At 28.2% G+C, this 15,712-nt stretch carries 19 protein-coding genes; 16 read left to right on the forward strand and 3 right to left on the reverse strand.

Annotation, left to right across the window (positions count from 1 at the left end; genetic code table 11):
* The first annotated feature begins 18 nt into the window (after positions 1 to 18).
* From ACNI28_RS12295 to hypF, 4 genes are all read left to right on the forward strand, one after another.
* Positions 19 to 705 carry a cytochrome b/b6 domain-containing protein gene (locus ACNI28_RS12295; RefSeq protein ID WP_419766478.1) on the forward strand — a complete coding sequence of 229 codons (687 nt, stop codon included), beginning with the start codon at positions 19 to 21 and terminating at the stop codon, positions 703 to 705.
* A 109-nt stretch (positions 706 to 814) separates the two neighbouring features.
* Positions 815 to 1,390, forward strand: coding sequence for a HyaD/HybD family hydrogenase maturation endopeptidase (locus ACNI28_RS12300; protein ID WP_419764551.1), 576 nt, complete (start codon positions 815 to 817; stop codon positions 1,388 to 1,390).
* Complete coding sequence (locus ACNI28_RS12305; RefSeq protein ID WP_419764552.1) at positions 1,387 to 2,925, forward strand: Kae1-like domain-containing protein; 1,539 nt, start codon at positions 1,387 to 1,389, stop codon at positions 2,923 to 2,925. The genes ACNI28_RS12300 and ACNI28_RS12305 overlap by 4 nt, the downstream gene beginning before the upstream one ends.
* A 9-nt stretch (positions 2,926 to 2,934) precedes the next feature.
* Positions 2,935 to 5,169, forward strand: coding sequence for a carbamoyltransferase HypF (gene hypF / locus ACNI28_RS12310; protein WP_419764553.1), 2,235 nt, complete (start codon positions 2,935 to 2,937; stop codon positions 5,167 to 5,169).
* Positions 5,170 to 5,179: 10 nt separating this feature from the next.
* On the opposite strand, the gene ACNI28_RS12315 is transcribed toward hypF, so the two are convergent.
* Positions 5,180 to 5,470, reverse strand: a complete 291-nt coding sequence (locus tag ACNI28_RS12315) for a DUF3817 domain-containing protein (RefSeq protein WP_419764554.1) — start codon at positions 5,468 to 5,470, stop codon at positions 5,180 to 5,182.
* 99 nt (positions 5,471 to 5,569) lie between these two features.
* On the opposite strand from ACNI28_RS12315, the gene ACNI28_RS12320 reads away from it, so the two are divergent.
* On the forward strand, positions 5,570 to 6,103 hold the full coding sequence (locus ACNI28_RS12320) for a hypothetical protein (protein WP_419764555.1): 534 nt from the start codon (positions 5,570 to 5,572) through the stop codon (positions 6,101 to 6,103).
* Here ACNI28_RS12320 and ACNI28_RS12325 read toward each other — a convergent pair.
* Positions 6,052 to 6,744 (reverse strand): hypothetical protein, encoded by a 693-nt coding sequence (locus ACNI28_RS12325; protein ID WP_419764556.1) that lies wholly within the window; start codon positions 6,742 to 6,744, stop codon positions 6,052 to 6,054. The genes ACNI28_RS12320 and ACNI28_RS12325 overlap by 52 nt on opposite strands.
* A gap of 84 nt (positions 6,745 to 6,828) precedes the next feature.
* On the opposite strand from ACNI28_RS12325, the gene ACNI28_RS12330 reads away from it, so the two are divergent.
* The gene (locus tag ACNI28_RS12330) at positions 6,829 to 7,167 is read left to right on the forward strand and encodes a DsrE family protein (RefSeq protein WP_419764557.1); all 339 of its coding nucleotides are present in this window, start codon (positions 6,829 to 6,831) and stop codon (positions 7,165 to 7,167) included.
* On the opposite strand, the gene ACNI28_RS12335 is transcribed toward ACNI28_RS12330, so the two are convergent.
* Complete coding sequence (locus ACNI28_RS12335) at positions 7,154 to 8,302, reverse strand: MFS transporter (RefSeq protein WP_419764558.1); 1,149 nt, start codon at positions 8,300 to 8,302, stop codon at positions 7,154 to 7,156. The genes ACNI28_RS12330 and ACNI28_RS12335 overlap by 14 nt on opposite strands.
* A gap of 141 nt (positions 8,303 to 8,443) precedes the next feature.
* On the opposite strand from ACNI28_RS12335, the gene ACNI28_RS12340 reads away from it, so the two are divergent.
* The 10 genes from ACNI28_RS12340 (at position 8,444) to hypE (ending at position 15,702) form a co-directional block, all read left to right on the forward strand.
* Positions 8,444 to 9,169 carry a DUF4198 domain-containing protein gene (locus tag ACNI28_RS12340; protein WP_419764559.1) on the forward strand — a complete coding sequence of 242 codons (726 nt, stop codon included), beginning with the start codon at positions 8,444 to 8,446 and terminating at the stop codon, positions 9,167 to 9,169.
* Between the two features lies 1 nt (position 9,170).
* Positions 9,171 to 9,764, forward strand: coding sequence for a cobalt transporter CbiM (cbiM, locus tag ACNI28_RS12345; RefSeq protein WP_419764560.1), 594 nt, complete (start codon positions 9,171 to 9,173; stop codon positions 9,762 to 9,764).
* 1 nt (position 9,765) lies between these two features.
* On the forward strand, positions 9,766 to 10,176 hold the full coding sequence (locus ACNI28_RS12350) for a hypothetical protein (protein WP_419764561.1): 411 nt from the start codon (positions 9,766 to 9,768) through the stop codon (positions 10,174 to 10,176).
* Entirely contained in the window at positions 10,173 to 10,820 is a 648-nt protein-coding gene (locus ACNI28_RS12355) for an energy-coupling factor transporter transmembrane component T family protein (protein ID WP_419764562.1), read from the forward strand. Before ACNI28_RS12350 ends, ACNI28_RS12355 begins: the two co-directional genes overlap by 4 nt.
* Positions 10,804 to 11,454 (forward strand): energy-coupling factor ABC transporter ATP-binding protein, encoded by a 651-nt coding sequence (locus ACNI28_RS12360; protein WP_419764563.1) that lies wholly within the window; start codon positions 10,804 to 10,806, stop codon positions 11,452 to 11,454. The genes ACNI28_RS12355 and ACNI28_RS12360 overlap by 17 nt, the downstream gene beginning before the upstream one ends.
* Before the next feature lie 91 nt (positions 11,455 to 11,545).
* Entirely contained in the window at positions 11,546 to 11,938 is a 393-nt protein-coding gene (locus tag ACNI28_RS12365; RefSeq protein WP_419764564.1) for a NifB/NifX family molybdenum-iron cluster-binding protein, read from the forward strand.
* A 276-nt stretch (positions 11,939 to 12,214) separates the two neighbouring features.
* Positions 12,215 to 13,012 (forward strand): hydrogenase nickel incorporation protein HypB, encoded by a 798-nt coding sequence (gene hypB, locus ACNI28_RS12370; protein ID WP_419764565.1) that lies wholly within the window; start codon positions 12,215 to 12,217, stop codon positions 13,010 to 13,012.
* Positions 13,013 to 13,102: 90 nt separating this feature from the next.
* Positions 13,103 to 13,384, forward strand: a complete 282-nt coding sequence (locus ACNI28_RS12375; protein ID WP_419764566.1) for a HypC/HybG/HupF family hydrogenase formation chaperone — start codon at positions 13,103 to 13,105, stop codon at positions 13,382 to 13,384.
* Positions 13,385 to 13,388: 4 nt separating this feature from the next.
* A complete protein-coding gene (gene hypD, locus ACNI28_RS12380; protein WP_419764567.1) occupies positions 13,389 to 14,531 on the forward strand; it encodes a hydrogenase formation protein HypD in 1,143 nt (380 codons plus the stop codon).
* A gap of 172 nt (positions 14,532 to 14,703) precedes the next feature.
* The gene (gene hypE, locus ACNI28_RS12385) at positions 14,704 to 15,702 is read left to right on the forward strand and encodes a hydrogenase expression/formation protein HypE (protein ID WP_419764568.1); all 999 of its coding nucleotides are present in this window, start codon (positions 14,704 to 14,706) and stop codon (positions 15,700 to 15,702) included.
* Positions 15,703 to 15,712: the final 10 nt, after the last annotated feature.

Below are 15,712 nucleotides of genomic sequence, written 5' to 3' on the forward strand. Positions count from 1 at the left end.
TTTAATAGGGTTGAGCGAATGACTCCAATCATGCGAACTATCCATTGGACAAATGCGATTTGTATGATTGTTGCAGTTGCAACCGGGCTATACATTGGTCATCCATATTATCAAACCTTTATTGCAGATCCTGCTGTTGATAAATATGTTATGGCATGGAATAGATGGGGACACTTTATAGTGGCAATTATCTTTGATGTTACAGCTATTTTGATTGGTTATTTATATCTATTTTCTAGATTTGAAAAACCATATAAAAAGATTTTACCAACAAAGAAAAACTTTATTGAGTTTTGTGAAGTGTTTTTTAATCTTATAACTTTTAATAGAAGAAAAAAGTTTGATTCAACACATAGTGATTCTTATAACATAATGTTTTTTACACTTTTTCATATATTATTAGTATTTATGCTTTTAACAGGACTTCAATTATATGTTCATGGTTTAGCTTCAGGACATAGTTCTATTGGAGCTTGGTGGCCATGGCTTTTACACTTTTCAACTGATTGGACTTTAGATGTATTTGGTGGAAATATGGGGGTAAGAATTGCGCATCACACAGCAATGTATTTATTATTGATGTGGGTTATGTCTCATATTTATTATCAAGTATGGAGAACAATTTTTTGGAGAGAGGGTGACATCAATATTGTATTTGGTGGAACAAAATTCGTAAACAAAAAAGCTAATTCTGAAAAAAAATAAAAAATAAAAGGATATGGATAAAAACATATCCTTTTAACTTCCTGCTAATATATCCACAAGTAAAATGTATTTTGTTTTTGAATGTATTAAATAAATATGAAGGTTGTATATGAAAAATATTGTTATAGGTGTTGGAAACTTACTTTTTAAGGATGAAGGTGTAGGTATTTTAGCTGCTAAATATTTAGAAGAGAATTATGAATTTGAAGGTGATATTGAGATTATGGATGGGGGAACCTTAGGGTTTAAACTAATGACCTATTTTCAAGAGTATGATAATGTTATTATTTTAGACACAGTTTCAATAGAAGATAAAGCAGGAGATATTTTTAGACTACCATCAGATGTTTTATTAGGACTTGGACAATATAGAAAAACAGCCCATGAAGTAGAAATAGTAGAGATGTTAGAGATATGTTCTGTTTTAGATAAACATGCAGAAGTTACAATTATTGGGATTATTCCAGAAGATATAGTAAGTGTACAAATTGGACTTACAAAAACTATTGAAGAGAAGTTCATGGGGCTAATTAATCAAGCCATAATTGATGTGGAGAATTTAGGAATAAAAGTAAGTAAAAAAGAAAACCAAAAATCTGTAGCTCAAATTTGTAAAGGACTTTTAGGTTCATACAATGATGAATATGATGATAGAATTCCTAATAATGAGGATACAACAAGATGAAACTATTTTATAAAATAGAGTTCAATAGTACAAATTTATATTATAAACATATCTTAGAAAATCTAGTAGTTGAAAATGGAATAAATGCAACAGTTAAACAATATCTAGGATTTATTTTAATTACTTGTGATGATAGTGAAGAAAAAATCGAAGAGTTTTTTAGCTTTTTAGGAGAGAATCTTCCCCTATCTATATTTTTAGCTAAGTCATATACAATTGACTTTTTTGATGAAACAACAGAAGAGTTAGAAGATAAAAATATAGTACAAAATGTATCAATGTTCACAAATAAAGATATAGCAAATATAATTAAAGAGAATGAAAATATTGATTTTTCTAATGATATAAATAGAATAAAAGAAGGAAGAGTGTCTAAAATAGAGACACATAATGGTTTTAAAGATCTATTTTTACCCTCAAAAACACTAAGAGAAGAGTTTGAATCTAAAGGTTATGAAGTAAAACTTTTTGTTTGTAATTTAAATAAATTATCGCAAATAGTATCTTTAAACCAAAAAGATTTACAACTTCTTTGTTCTATTGAAAGACCATTGGTAAAACTAAAATTTGATATATTAAAAAACAAAGATAAAGAGTACTCAAGAACAAACTTTATAAATGTAAAACTTCCAGATGATAAAGAGACAATCCTTTTTGCAAATGCCTTACAAAAAGAGGGAATTGATTATTTGCTTTATGTAAAAGAAGAGAGCTTACAAGATGGTTTAAAAGTTACATATTTCAATGATGAAGTTTTAGTAATCAATGGTGAAAAATCTTTATTCCCCAAATATGATTATAATTTAGATAAAAAATATAACAGTTCAAAAGAGTTTTTTGATGATAATAGTGGAGTGATAAAAGCAACACTAGCTTCTAGAAACAAAAGAATAAAACCAAGTATTGCAATATATTTTTCTTATGCTAGTACAAATAGTACAATCTCAGTAAATGTTCCAGGAAAAGGTTTAAAAGATATTATCACAATCCCAAATATTATTTGTGATGTATCAAATGCTTTAGATGAAATATCAGTAATCGATGAAAACACTCAAAGATTGGTAACAAATTATAAAAATAAATTTTCTCAATATTTTATAAAAGAGTTGAAAAACAAAGATGCCAATGGTTTTGAGGCTATCCTAAATTTATGTGCTTATATGTTGGGTATGGAAGACTATATTGAGTTTGAAGATGCAGCTTTTGCATATAACTCTAAAAGTGGTATTCAAATAGACATGAAGTTAGCAAAAATAGATGGTGTAAATTATTTAGACTATAGAAGAGTTGTACAAAGTATTATGAGTTATAAAATGGCAGATGTTGATACTAGAATGTTAGCTTATTCTTTTTATGAAAGTCTTAGTGATTTGATAACAGATAATGTAACAAAAATAAATAGTGAACTAAACACAAAAGATGTAATTTTGTGTGGTGATATGTTTGCTAATAATATTTTATTAAATAAGGTTAATGACGGATTAAATAAAACTTTTGATATTATACTTCCAAGAGATACTGCATTAGATTATTAAAAGAGATTTATGATACAAAAAAGAGTTCAAGTAAAAGGGCTAGTTCAAGGAGTTGGATTTAGACCATTTATTTATAATTTGGCTTTAAAATATGACCTCAATGGTTGGGTAAACAATGATGACAAGGGTGTAAATATACTTTTATCATCACTTGATGAAAAAGCTATTAACTCTTTTTTACTTGAACTAAAGAACAATCCCCCTCCACTAGCTAAAATCGATGAGATACATATTAAAGATGAAAAGAAAAAACGAAAATACAACTCTTTTGAGATAAAAAAAAGTGAAAACTCAAATAATAAATCAACAATAATCTCCCCTGATATTTGTATTTGTGAGGATTGTATATCTGATATAAATGATGAAAATAATTTTAGATATGATTATGCTTTGACTAACTGTACAAATTGTGGTCCAAGATACTCTATAATCAAAACAGTTCCCTACGATAGGTGTAATACTTCTATGGCTTTGTTTGAACTTTGTAATAAGTGTAAAAAAGAGTACGAATATCCCACAAATAGAAGATACCATGCTCAGCCAGTAGCCTGCGAAGAGTGTGGTCCACAAGTTATGCTTTATGATAATCAAAAAAATAAACTATCTTCAAATATAGATGCCATAAAACAAATAGCCAATTTGATAAATAGTGGAAAGATAGTTGCTATAAAAGGTATGGGTGGATTTCATATAGTTTGTGATGCCACAAATGAAGATACAATTAAAAACTTAAGAGAAAAGAAAAATCGTCCTTCAAAACCTTTTGCTGTTATGTTTAAAAACTTGCAAGAGATAAAAAAGCATACAGTACTTTCTCAAAAAGAAGAAGATGTAATTTCATCAAAAGAAAAACCTATAGTAATAGTAAACAAAAATGATAATAATAAGATTTGTGATAGCGTAGCTTCGAAGATAAATAGACTAGGCGTATTTTTACCATATACTCCTTTACATTTTTTACTTTTTAGATATCTAAATAATCCAATCATAGCCACAAGTGCAAATCTAAAAGATGAGCCAATTATAAAATGTGTTGAAGATATATTTACAAAACTATCAAACAGTATTGATTATGTGCTTGATTTTAACAGAGAGATAATCAATGCCTGTGATGACTCTATTGTTCAAGTTGTAAATAATGATGTACAAATATTAAGATTAGCCCGTGGTTACACTCCCTTATCATTTAAAACACAAATAAAATTTGATAAAAATATATTATCCCTTGGTGCAAATCAAAAAAACTCCATATCTATAGGTTTTGAAAATAATATTATCTCTTCACCTTATATAGGGGATTTGAACTCAATAGTTTCAATGGAGTATTTTCAAAGAAGTGTGGAGACTTTTAAAAGATTTTATGATTTTGAGCCTGAGCTTATAATCTGTGATAAACATCCAAACTATGAGACAACAAAATGGGCAAAATTACAAAATAAAGAACTTATTCAAATACAACATCATTATGCACATGTTTTATCTTGTATGTTAGAAAATAATATAGATGAAGATGTTTTGGCTTTTGTTTTTGATGGAACAGGTTATGGAGATGATGGAAATATTTGGGGTGGGGAAGTTTTTATTGCAAATAGAAGTAGATATAAACGACTTAATCACATAAACTACTTTAAGCTTTTAGGTGGTGAAAAGGCAGTAAAAGAGCCTAAAAGAATAGCTTTATCTTTACTATTTGATAACTTTACATTAGAAGAAGTTTTAAGTTTAGATAATGCTTGTGTAAACTCTTTTTCAAACAATGAAATTGTTTTACTTCATATGATGTGGCAGAAAAAATTAAATGCCCCATTATCAAGCTCTTTTGGAAGATTTTTTGATGCAATTGCTTCTTTTTCCGATATCTTACAAATACAAACATATGAAGGGCAAACAGGATTATTAATTGAAAAAGAGTATGATGAGAATATAAAAGAATCTTATGAGTATGAATTAGTAGATAATCAAATTGATTTATCAAAAGCGATATTTGAGGTTTTAGAAGATACTGATAAAAAAATGATTTGTTCTAAGTTTATCAATATGATTATAAATATAATTTATGATATCTCATTTGAGCATAAAAATTTAAAAGTAATACTATCTGGTGGAGTTTTTCAAAATAAGACATTATTAGAACAACTCTCAAAAAAGTTTAAAAATGAAAAAAGAGAGTTTTATTATTCTAAGAAAATACCTCTAAATGACCAAGGCATTTCATTGGGGCAGTTATATTATAAAAAAAGCTAGTTATAATACCTTATACTATTTTTTTTATTTTCTTCTCTATTACAAATGAACCAAAGGGAAGAAGTGAGTATATAAAAAGTCTAATACTAAATCTATTCTCCCAACTATATTTTCTCATTGATTCAAACAAAAAAATCATAAACAGTATAAATAAAATACCATGGGCCATCCCTATGATTTTTACAGGGTATGGATTGTCTCCTAGATATTTTATAGGCATTGCAATAAACAGAAGGGTCAAATAAGATAAGCCTTCAATATATGAGATTATTCTAAATCTATGTAAAGCAGTTTTTAACATGGTATTCCTTTTTTATTGTCGTAATATTAACCAATTTAATTTAACGCAAAATTAATATTATTTACTATAATCTACAATTAAATATAATTAGGATTTTAAATGGATGATAGACTACATGAAATAATGGCTCAATGTGCCATACTACATGAGAAAAATATAAATGAAAATATAATTAATGATTTAGATAAAATTGAAGAGAAACTTAGCAAAGAAGATAGTGATATAAGAGAGCATTATTTAACACTTCTTATGCAATACTATTTCCAAAACAATAAAGTTGAACAATTAAAAGAGTTGCTTTTACAGGGCTTTAAATTTGATATGAGATTTATCGATATTGTTGAAGCTTTTTTACATCTAAAAGATGATGAAGAAAATGTTATTGAGTTTTTTGAAGATAATATTGTTATGTTAAAAGATAAAGTCACAGATGAAGATTTAAAAAAAATGTATGACTATTATCATGAAAATTTAGAGTATAAAAACTTCATAGAGGAGCCTTTAAATCTTATAAAAAGAAATAGATATGTCTGTGTTCAAGCCCATAAAAGTAAAGAAGAATATTCAAAATTCTTTTTAAATCAAGACCTACTAGAATCACTTGAACGGGATATGCCATTTTTACTAAAATAGAGATTTTTTAGAGTCTCTATTTGTCTATTTTGTAAATAGTTAAACTTAAACTCACACTCTTTTAAATAATAAAAAAAATTCTTCTCATCAATACCCTTATATTTTTTTAGATTTTCTTCTAAATACTTCCAAAAAATACTCAATGGAGTCTTATAAGAGTTTATAGAATACAGCTTATGCCACTTTAAATAGTATTCATAATCTTTTGTACTGCTTTGTACACTATACTTAGGTAATCTTGGCATAAGTAGAGTATATATTTTTTGACTTGAATAAAATCCTATGATATTAATAGCTTCAAAAAGTGAACGGTTTTTTTTATTTTGTTTTCTTTGTGTAAAGTAATAGTACTCTTCATAAGAGCTATTATCTTTAATACTTCTATTATATTCATCTTCTAAAAAACTTGCTATTAATTTTCTAAAAAGCATATATCTGTTTTGTACTGTTCTGTAGTTTACATCTAAAAGTTTTGCTGTTTTGTTTGCATTTATATTGTTACAAAAAAAGTTGATAATTTTTATATCTGTTTCTAATTTAGTTAGTGAAAATTTTGTTTTGCAGGATTTGCATTTTTTATAATTATCTTGTAGGGTATAAAGTGAATTATTATCACAAAAGGGACAGCTTGTTATGTTCATAAAAAATTATAGCTAAAGTTCTATTTATATAAATTAATAAGTTAGAATATATATAATCTAAAAAATAAACTTTAGGAGATATTTATGAATAACTGTGCAAAGATTTTATGGACAAGTGACAATAAAGAGACAGCTTTAAATATGATTTGTCTTTATGCTCACAATGCAAAACTAAAAGGGTGGATTGAAAATGTTCAAATATTAGTTTGGGGTGCTTCTCAAAAGCTTATAAGTGAAGATAAAGAGGTTCAAGAAAAAGTAAAAGCAATGATTGCTGATGGTGTTGAAATAATAGCTTGTCAAAAGTGTTCTGAAAACTTAGGTGTTAAAGATGAGTTAGCATCTTGTAATATGCAGATTTACTATACAGGTGAGCTTTTAAGTTCTTGGATAAAAAATGGGGAAACTGTTATTTCAGTATAAATTTTTTTGATACTATTGTAATAGCTGTGATTATAAATAATCCTAAGCCTATTACTAAAAAGAAATCTTGTATCTCAAATATCTCAATTAGAGGGTGAAAAATTATTGGGGATGAAAATTGTCCTAAAAATAAGCAGGAAGTAAAGTAACCAGAGCTTTTCACTCTTTTTTTAATAGTAGTTTTACTTAGCATCCATGCAGTTACGTTTGTCATCATAATACCACCTGCAAAACCTAAAATAGGACTTGTGATAAAAAAGAAGTATATGTTATTTATAAAACCAACCGTAGTAAAACCTAAGGCAATAAGAAGTAAACCTATTAAATAAATAGTAGAAAAAGAGAATTTAGTTTTTAACTTTGAAAAAGCAATAGCACCTAAGGCATTACAAAAAAATGCAGTGGCAATAATTGTTCCAGCAAAAGAACCACTTGCTTTAAACTTCTCTATTAACAAAAAAGGAATCTGGGTTGGTAGTACAAAAAATAGTAGCATATAAATAAAAGCAAGAAAGTATACTGCTAAGATATTTTTACTTACATTTAGTATTTCATTTTCTTGAATATGTTCAATAACTACTTCTCTTAGATTTGCAAAAACTAAAGGCAATAAAATCAAACCCATAAAATATATACCAAAAGGAAGTCTCCAATTTATATCAGATAAAAATCCTCCACCTATGACAAAAAAGATTCCACCAATAGCCATAAAAGCACTTTGAAACCCCATAAATCTATGTCTTTCTTCTTCTTTAAAATAATCTCCAACTAAAGATGTGGAAACTATCATCAAAGTTGCAACACATAAACCAAATAGAGCCCTTGAAATAAGAAGTGACTCAATGCTATCAAGATATAGTCCAGAAGTTCCAAAAAGTGAAAAGAAAAATAGGGCGATTAAAGCTGACCTTTTTTTGCCAAATCTAAAAATAAAATGACCTAAAATAGGAGCAAGAAGGGCTATGACTAAAGATGGTAAGGTTAACATAAGTCTTGAATAAAACTCTATATTAGATACATTTGAAAAATGTTCTTTAAGGTGTGGTAGTGATGTAACTATAGCAACATTTGACATCATAGTTGTCATTGCAAGCAATAGAAGTGTTAAAAGTACAAGTTTAGGTATGTTTTTCATTTGTGAAATTGTACCATTATTTGTTAAATTATAAAAATTGTATATTTTTTGTTCTAAAAATACATAAGATGATAGGGAAATTTATTATACTATAACAAGCTAACTATTATAATCTTTTAAATTTATACAAGGAAAAATATTATGAAAAGAATGATTTTGTTTCTACTAATGATTGGATTGTCAGCAAATGCTCATTTTTTAACTTTTTTATCAAATACAGATAATGTATCCACTAAAGATGAGTCAAATATAAGTTTTGATATTTCATTTATTCACCCTTTTGAACAAAGTGGTATGACAATGGAAAAGCCAAAGTTATTTATAAATAGTTTAGATAAAACTTTGCCATTAACACAAACAAAAAAGCTAGAACATAAAGCTTGGAAAGCAGAGTATAAAATTAAAATGCCAGGAGTTAATAAGCTTTTTGTACAGCCACAACCTTATTTTGAACCAGCAGAAGAGAAGTTTATATCTCATGTTCCAAAACTAATTATTAGTTCTTTTGGTTTAGAAGATGGATGGGATGAACCTATAGGATTAAAATATGAAATTATTCCTATGACAAAGCCTTTTGGACTTTATAGTGGTAATTTATTTCAAGGAAAAGTTTTACATGATGGAAAACCTGCAATAAATGTTGAAGTTGAAGTTGAACTATACAATGAGTTTGGTCTAAAAGCTCCAAGTGATGCTCACATAACTCAAGTGGTTAAAACAGATGATAATGGTGTTTTTTCATTTGTTATGAACCATAAAGGTTGGTGGGGATTTGCTGCACTTATAGAAGAGGGTGAGATAAAACATAGTGATGGAAAATCATATCCAATTGAAAATGGTGCACTTATTTGGGTAAAAGCTTACTAAGATGCATATAGCCGATGGTGTACTAACTCCTGCCATTACTATAGCTGTTTCAGCTGTATCTTTGATTGCTTTAATTAAAGCAATTAAAGATCTTAAAAATGAAGAAATAACTCTAACAGCTGTTGCAAGTGCTATGTTTTTTATTGCTTCATTTATTCATATTCCCTTCGGTTTTACACAAATTCATTTGATACTTTTGGGAGTTATTGGCATTTTGATAGGGTGGAGTAGTTTTATTGCTATTTTTATTGCTTTACTTTTACAAGCTTTACTTTTAGGTTATGGAGGAGTAGCTTCAATAGGTGTAAATCTTTTTATAATGGCAGCACCTGCTATTCTTGTCTATTATTTGTATAATTTCAACTTTTTTAAAAAATTAAATGATAAAATTAAATTCTTTTTAGTAGGCTTTATTGGTACTTTTTTTGCCACACTGTTTTTAACATTGATTTTATATTTTTCAAAAGAAGAGTATAGCTATGCTGCATATACTGTTTTTTCTGTAAATATCATAACTATGATTATAGAAGGAATTGTTAGTATGTTTTTACTTCTTTTTATTAAAAAGGTTTACCCTAAGATATTAAAGGTTTGATTTGAAATATTTTATTTTAGTATTTTTATTAGCTAGTTTTTCTTATGCCCATAAAGTTAATCTTTTTATTTCAAGTGAAAAAGACAAAGTAGAAATATACTCATATTTTGCAAATGGGGCTGCTTGTAAAAATTGTAAATTAATAATCGAAAATAAAAAGCAAATAGTCTTAGAAGATGTACTAAATAATGAAGGCAAATATACTTATATCTCACCATATAAAGAGTTAGAGATAATAATTGATGCAAGTAGTGGTCACCTTGCAAAAGAGAGTATATCTGTAAAAAATATAAAAAAAGAGAATCTAAAAAGCCATTTAAAAAGTCAAAAAGATGAAAAGTATTTAAATATTTTTATTGGGTTATTATTAATTGCTTTAATATTTTTTCTTTTAAAAAGATTTAAAAAATGAATAAAGAGTCTTTAAATTTAATAAATTCATTTTTGTTTTCCATAGTGGTATCTTTTTTTCCTTTAACTTTTGTTTTTTTATTACCTATTTTTGTTGTGTTATTTATTGAAAAAGATAAACTAAATAAAATATTTAGAAAACTTATTTATCTTAACTTTTTCATTTTTATCTTAGTGTTGTTTGTGTTTTTTCAAAATAAAGATGAAGCAATAGAAATCTTTTTCAGAACAAATCTTATTCTTCTTTTTAATATAGCACTGTTTTATAAATCAAAGGGCTATGATATTGTAAGAGGATTAGATAGTTTAGGTTTCCCCGAAAAGTTTGTAAGTGTATTTTATTTTACAATTTCATTAATAGAGCACTTGATGTTTAGTTTTAAAGAGATAAAAAATAGTTTAAAATCAAGAGGCTTTAGAAGTAGTACTTCATTATTTACTTATCAAACATATGGAAATATATTTGCATTGATATTTATAAAAGCTATTAAAAAATCAGAAGATATGCGATGTAGCATGACAACAAGAGGTTTTGAAAATAAAATCTATTTTCTCAAATCAGATAAAATAGCTACTTTTGAGATAGTACTGTTTTCATTGATAGTTATAATTTATTTAAAGGTGTTTTATGAGTTGTTCAGTTAATCTAAGAGGTGTTTCCTATAAACATGATAAAAAAGAGATATTTAAAAATATAAATTTAAATCTAGGGCATGAAGAAAAGATTGCTATCATAGGTTCAAATGGATCTGGGAAAAGTACTCTTTTAAAAATAGTTGCAGGACTTACTTCTCCTTGTGATGGATATGTAGAAATATTTCATAATAAAATTTCAAATTTAAAAGACTTTAAAAACTATCGTAATGACATAGCATATTTACCCCAAGATGTATCAAATCACTTTTTATGTCCTACTGTTATTGAAGATGTTATTTTTTCCCTAAGAGCAAAAGGTGAAGAAGAAAGTGTGGCTTTAAAAAAAGCCGATGAGATTTTAGAAGAGTTGAAAATAAAACATTTAAAAGATAGGGTAATATTTGATTTAAGTGGAGGTGAACAAAAAATCGTGGCTCTTGCAGGACTACTTATCTTAAAGCCCAAAATAATTTTACTTGATGAACCAACAAATGCCTTAGATGAAGAGTCAGAAGAAAAAATAGTAAATATTTTAAATACAATAAAAAAATCAATGATAATTGTATCTCATCATAAAAGTTTTATAGATAGTCTTGCCCCAACTATTTATAGATTACATAATAATAGTCTAGAAAAACTATAATAAAATTATAACCTTTTATTAATACTAATGGAGTAATAATTGCATATATACTAAAGTGTAGTATACTCCATTAATAAATAAGGTAAATAAAATGAAAATAGCTATTCCCGTAAAAGATGAAAATTTAACATTTTTTAGTAACGCAGGACACACTCCTAAGTTTGCTATCTTTGAACAAAGTGGAACAGGAATGTTTCGTTCTTTTAAATTAAACTCAGTTATTCAAAATCCAAGAACAGATATAGACCATGACCATGCGGAAGAAGACCATGCTTGTGATCATGCCCATGATGATGAAGAACATATTGCCCAACACAACAAAATGGGTGTTGCGCTTAATGATTGCAATTACATAGTTGTAAAAAAAGCTTGTAAAAATACTGCTAAATCTTTTACTTCACAAGGTATAAAGTTAGTAAAATATAATGGTGAGTCTTTAGATGTAAATAGTATATTAAAAGAGACATCTACAAGTTTTGTTTAAATAAAACTCCTATTTATCAAAACTTGTTCTAAATATGCACAAGTAAACTTTATTTTAGTTTCCTTTTAGATTAGTTTCATTAAACTACATAAAATGAATAACTATTCATAAATCAAACAAAATTATGTTTATATTTAAAAGGAATGCTTTATAAAAGGTAACTCGTTACCTTCTTAAGTTTTTACTACTTTTAGTGATTTTTTATAAATCACGTTAAAAAGTAGATAAGAATTGAAGGTTCCTTTTAAAATAAGATATTTTAAAAGGAAAACTCTTATGTGTAAAGATTGCGGTTGTAGTATAACAGATCATCACCATCATCATGACCACGAACATGGTCATTCTCATGAACACACTCACTCCCATGAAAGTTCGAGCCACCAAGCAGCTCATGAAACACTTCATCATAACCCACAATTAAATGATTCAAAAACAATATCAGTTATTAAAAAAATACTTGATAAAAATGACCATGAAGCAGAGCACAATAGAGCTCACCTTGAAAAAAATGGTGTATTGGGTATAAATTTGATGTCTAGTCCAGGTAGTGGTAAAACAACTCTTTTAGAATCTTTCTCTGGTTTAGTTGATTTTAAATTTGCAGTTGTAGAGGGTGATTTAGAGACTTCAAGAGATGCAGATAGATTAAAAGCAAAAGGAATCAGCGCTGTTCAAATACAAACAGGTAGTGCTTGTCACCTAGATGCTTTTATGGTACATAAAGGTTTACATGATATTGCATTAAATGAAGTTGATGTATGTTTTGTAGAAAATGTAGGAAATCTTGTATGTCCAGCTTCTTATGATGTAGGAACTCACTTAAATATAGTTCTTGTGTCAGTTCCTGAAGGTGAAGATAAAATAGAAAAATATCCTGTGATGTTTAGATGTGCTGATTTGATTCTTATAACAAAAACAGATTTATTACCATATTTTGATTATGATATTCAAAAAGAAAAAGAAGCAGCAAGAAAACTAAATCCAAGTGTTGATATTATAGAGGTATCAACAAAAGATGAAAATTCAGTTAAAAAAGTAATCGATTGGATTAGTTTTAAAAGAAATATGCGATAAGCGTAAGAAAAAGCAAACTGCTTTGTTTTTTTAGTTTAGAGCCAAAATTGATGTGCTTTAGCACCAATGACAGGAAAAGGAAAAATATAGATGTGCCTATCAATACCATCAAAAATAAAAAGTATAAACTCTGAGATGAACACATGTGTTGTTGATACTATGGGAGTAGAAAGAAGTGCAAGTTTGGATTTAATAGACCAAGATGTAGTTGTGGGTGATTATGTACTTATTCATATAGGTTTTGCCATGAACAAAATAGATGAAGAAGATGCCTTTGAGTCTTTAAAAGTTTATAAAGAGATAATAGACAAAATGGATGAGTTAGACAAACAGCAAGCAATAGTTGAATCTGAAAACTGTCCTAGTAGATAATACAATGAGCCAATTAGAACTAAAAGATTTATATGATGGTTTTAGGGATGCTAAAACTATCAAAGCCTATCAAAAACTTATCCAAGAAGATGCAAAAAAACTAGGAAAAAGTATAAATATAATGGAAGTGTGTGGTGGACATACCCATACTATTATGAAGTATGGACTTCCTCAACTTCTTCCTTCAAATATTAACTTTATACATGGTCCTGGCTGTCCTGTATGTATCATGCCAAAAGAGAGAATCGACCATGCCTATATTTTAAGTATGCAAAAAGATGTGATTCTTGTAACTTTAGGGGATATGATAAAAGTGCCAGGTAGTAAGGGAAGTTTACAAGATGCTAGAAGTAAAGGTGCTGATGTTAGGTTTGTATATTCTCCTATGGATTGTATAAAAATAGCAAATGAAAATCCAACAAAAAAGATAATATTTTTTGCTATAGGTTTTGAAACAACTACCCCTATGACAGCAGCACTTCTTGATGTGGTTATGAAACAAGATATGAAAAATATATTTTTTCATATAAATCACGTAACAGTTCCCGAAGTTATGCGTGAACTAATAGATAGTAGAGATGAACATGTTGATTCATACAACAATAGAATAGATGCTTTTCTTGGACCTTCCCATGTTAGTGTTATAAGTGGAAGTAAGATTTATGAAGAGTTTCCCAAAAAGTATAAAAGACCAGTTGTCGTTGCTGGATTTGAACCTGTAGATGTTATGCAAGCAATCTCTATGATAATAAAACAATTTTGTGAGAATAGATGTGAGTTAGAAATAGAGTATAAAAGACTTGTATCATATGAAGGAAATATAAAAGCGCAAGAGCTTATAAAGAAATATTTTACAAAGTGTCTGTTCAAATGGAGAGGTTTAGGAAATATTCCACAAAGTGGCTTGGAACTAAAAGATGAATATGCAAAATATAATGCAAAGGTAATATATAAAGAAGTATTGCCATTAGAAGAGATGGAAGATCACAAGCTTTGTATTTGTGGAGATATATTAAGAGGAATAGCTAATCCCCCTGATTGTACTATCTTTGGAACAGCATGTAAGCCAAGTAGTCCAGTTGGAAGTTGTATGGTTAGTAGCGAGGGTGCTTGTGCAGCGTACTACAAATACGGAAATCTACTATAGGGATATTAGCTTTCATGTTTTGTCCTATTTCATTGTTGAAGTTAAAAACTTAGATACTCACTTACTATTGTAAGTTCCTACCTAAATTTTTATCTCCGCCTTGAACTAGAACAAAATCTAAAACCTACTATCTCTATAGTTTGTAAGACAAAATTTTTAGGATTAAAAGAAAATGACAAAAACAATAACACTAGCTCATGGTAATGGTGGGCAAGAGAATAATGAGCTTATTACACAGGTATTTTATAAAGCTTTTAAAAATGACATATTAAGTAAGAGTGAAGATGCTGCTGTTATTCAAGATGGGACTTTGGCTTTTAGTACTGATTCATTTACTGTAAGTCCACTTTTCTTTAATGGAGCAGATATTGGTAAACTTGCTATTTGTGGAACTTGCAATGACTTAGCCATGATGGGTGCAAAGCCTAAGTATCTTACTTGTTCTGTTATTATAGAAGAGGGTTTTTCTGTTAGAGATTTGGAAAAGATTGTTAAGAGTATGAAAACTGAACTTGAAAAAAATGATGCTATTGTAGTAAGTGGAGATACAAAGGTAGTACCAAAAGGTGCTGTTGATAAAATCTTTATAAACACTACAGGTATAGGAGAGATACAATATAAGGGTATTAGTTCTAATAACATTAGTGAAGATGACTTGATATTTGTAAGCAGAGATATAGGAGCGCATGGGGCTACTATATTTGCTGCACGTGAGGGTATGGATATAAGTACAACATTAAAAAGTGATTGTAACTCTTTATATCCACAAGTAAAAGCTTTGATTGATGCTGGCATTAAAATAACTGCATTAAGAGATGCTACACGAGGTGGGGTTAGTGCTGTTTTAAATGAGTGGGCAAAACAATCAAATGTATGTGTCGAAATAGATGAAGAGAAAATACCAGTATGTGATGAAGTAAATGGTATATGTGAGTTACTAGGGTTTGAGGCTATGAGTTTAGCCAATGAAGGCACTTTTGTTTTAGCTATAAAAAAAGAAGATGCCCAAAAAGCAATAGAAGTATTACATGATTTTCCTGAAGCAAAAAATGCAACTATCATCGGTAAGGTTACACAGCAGTATGAACAAAAAGTAATCCTAAATAGCCAATGGGGAACAAAAAGATTTTTAGATATTCCAAGTGGCGAATTATTACCTAGAATTTGTTAATAGTCTAAGT

Source organism: Arcobacter denitrificans (SeqCode), assembly GCF_048571185.1.
Taxonomy (GTDB): Bacteria; Campylobacterota; Campylobacteria; order Campylobacterales; family Arcobacteraceae; genus Arcobacter; species Arcobacter denitrificans.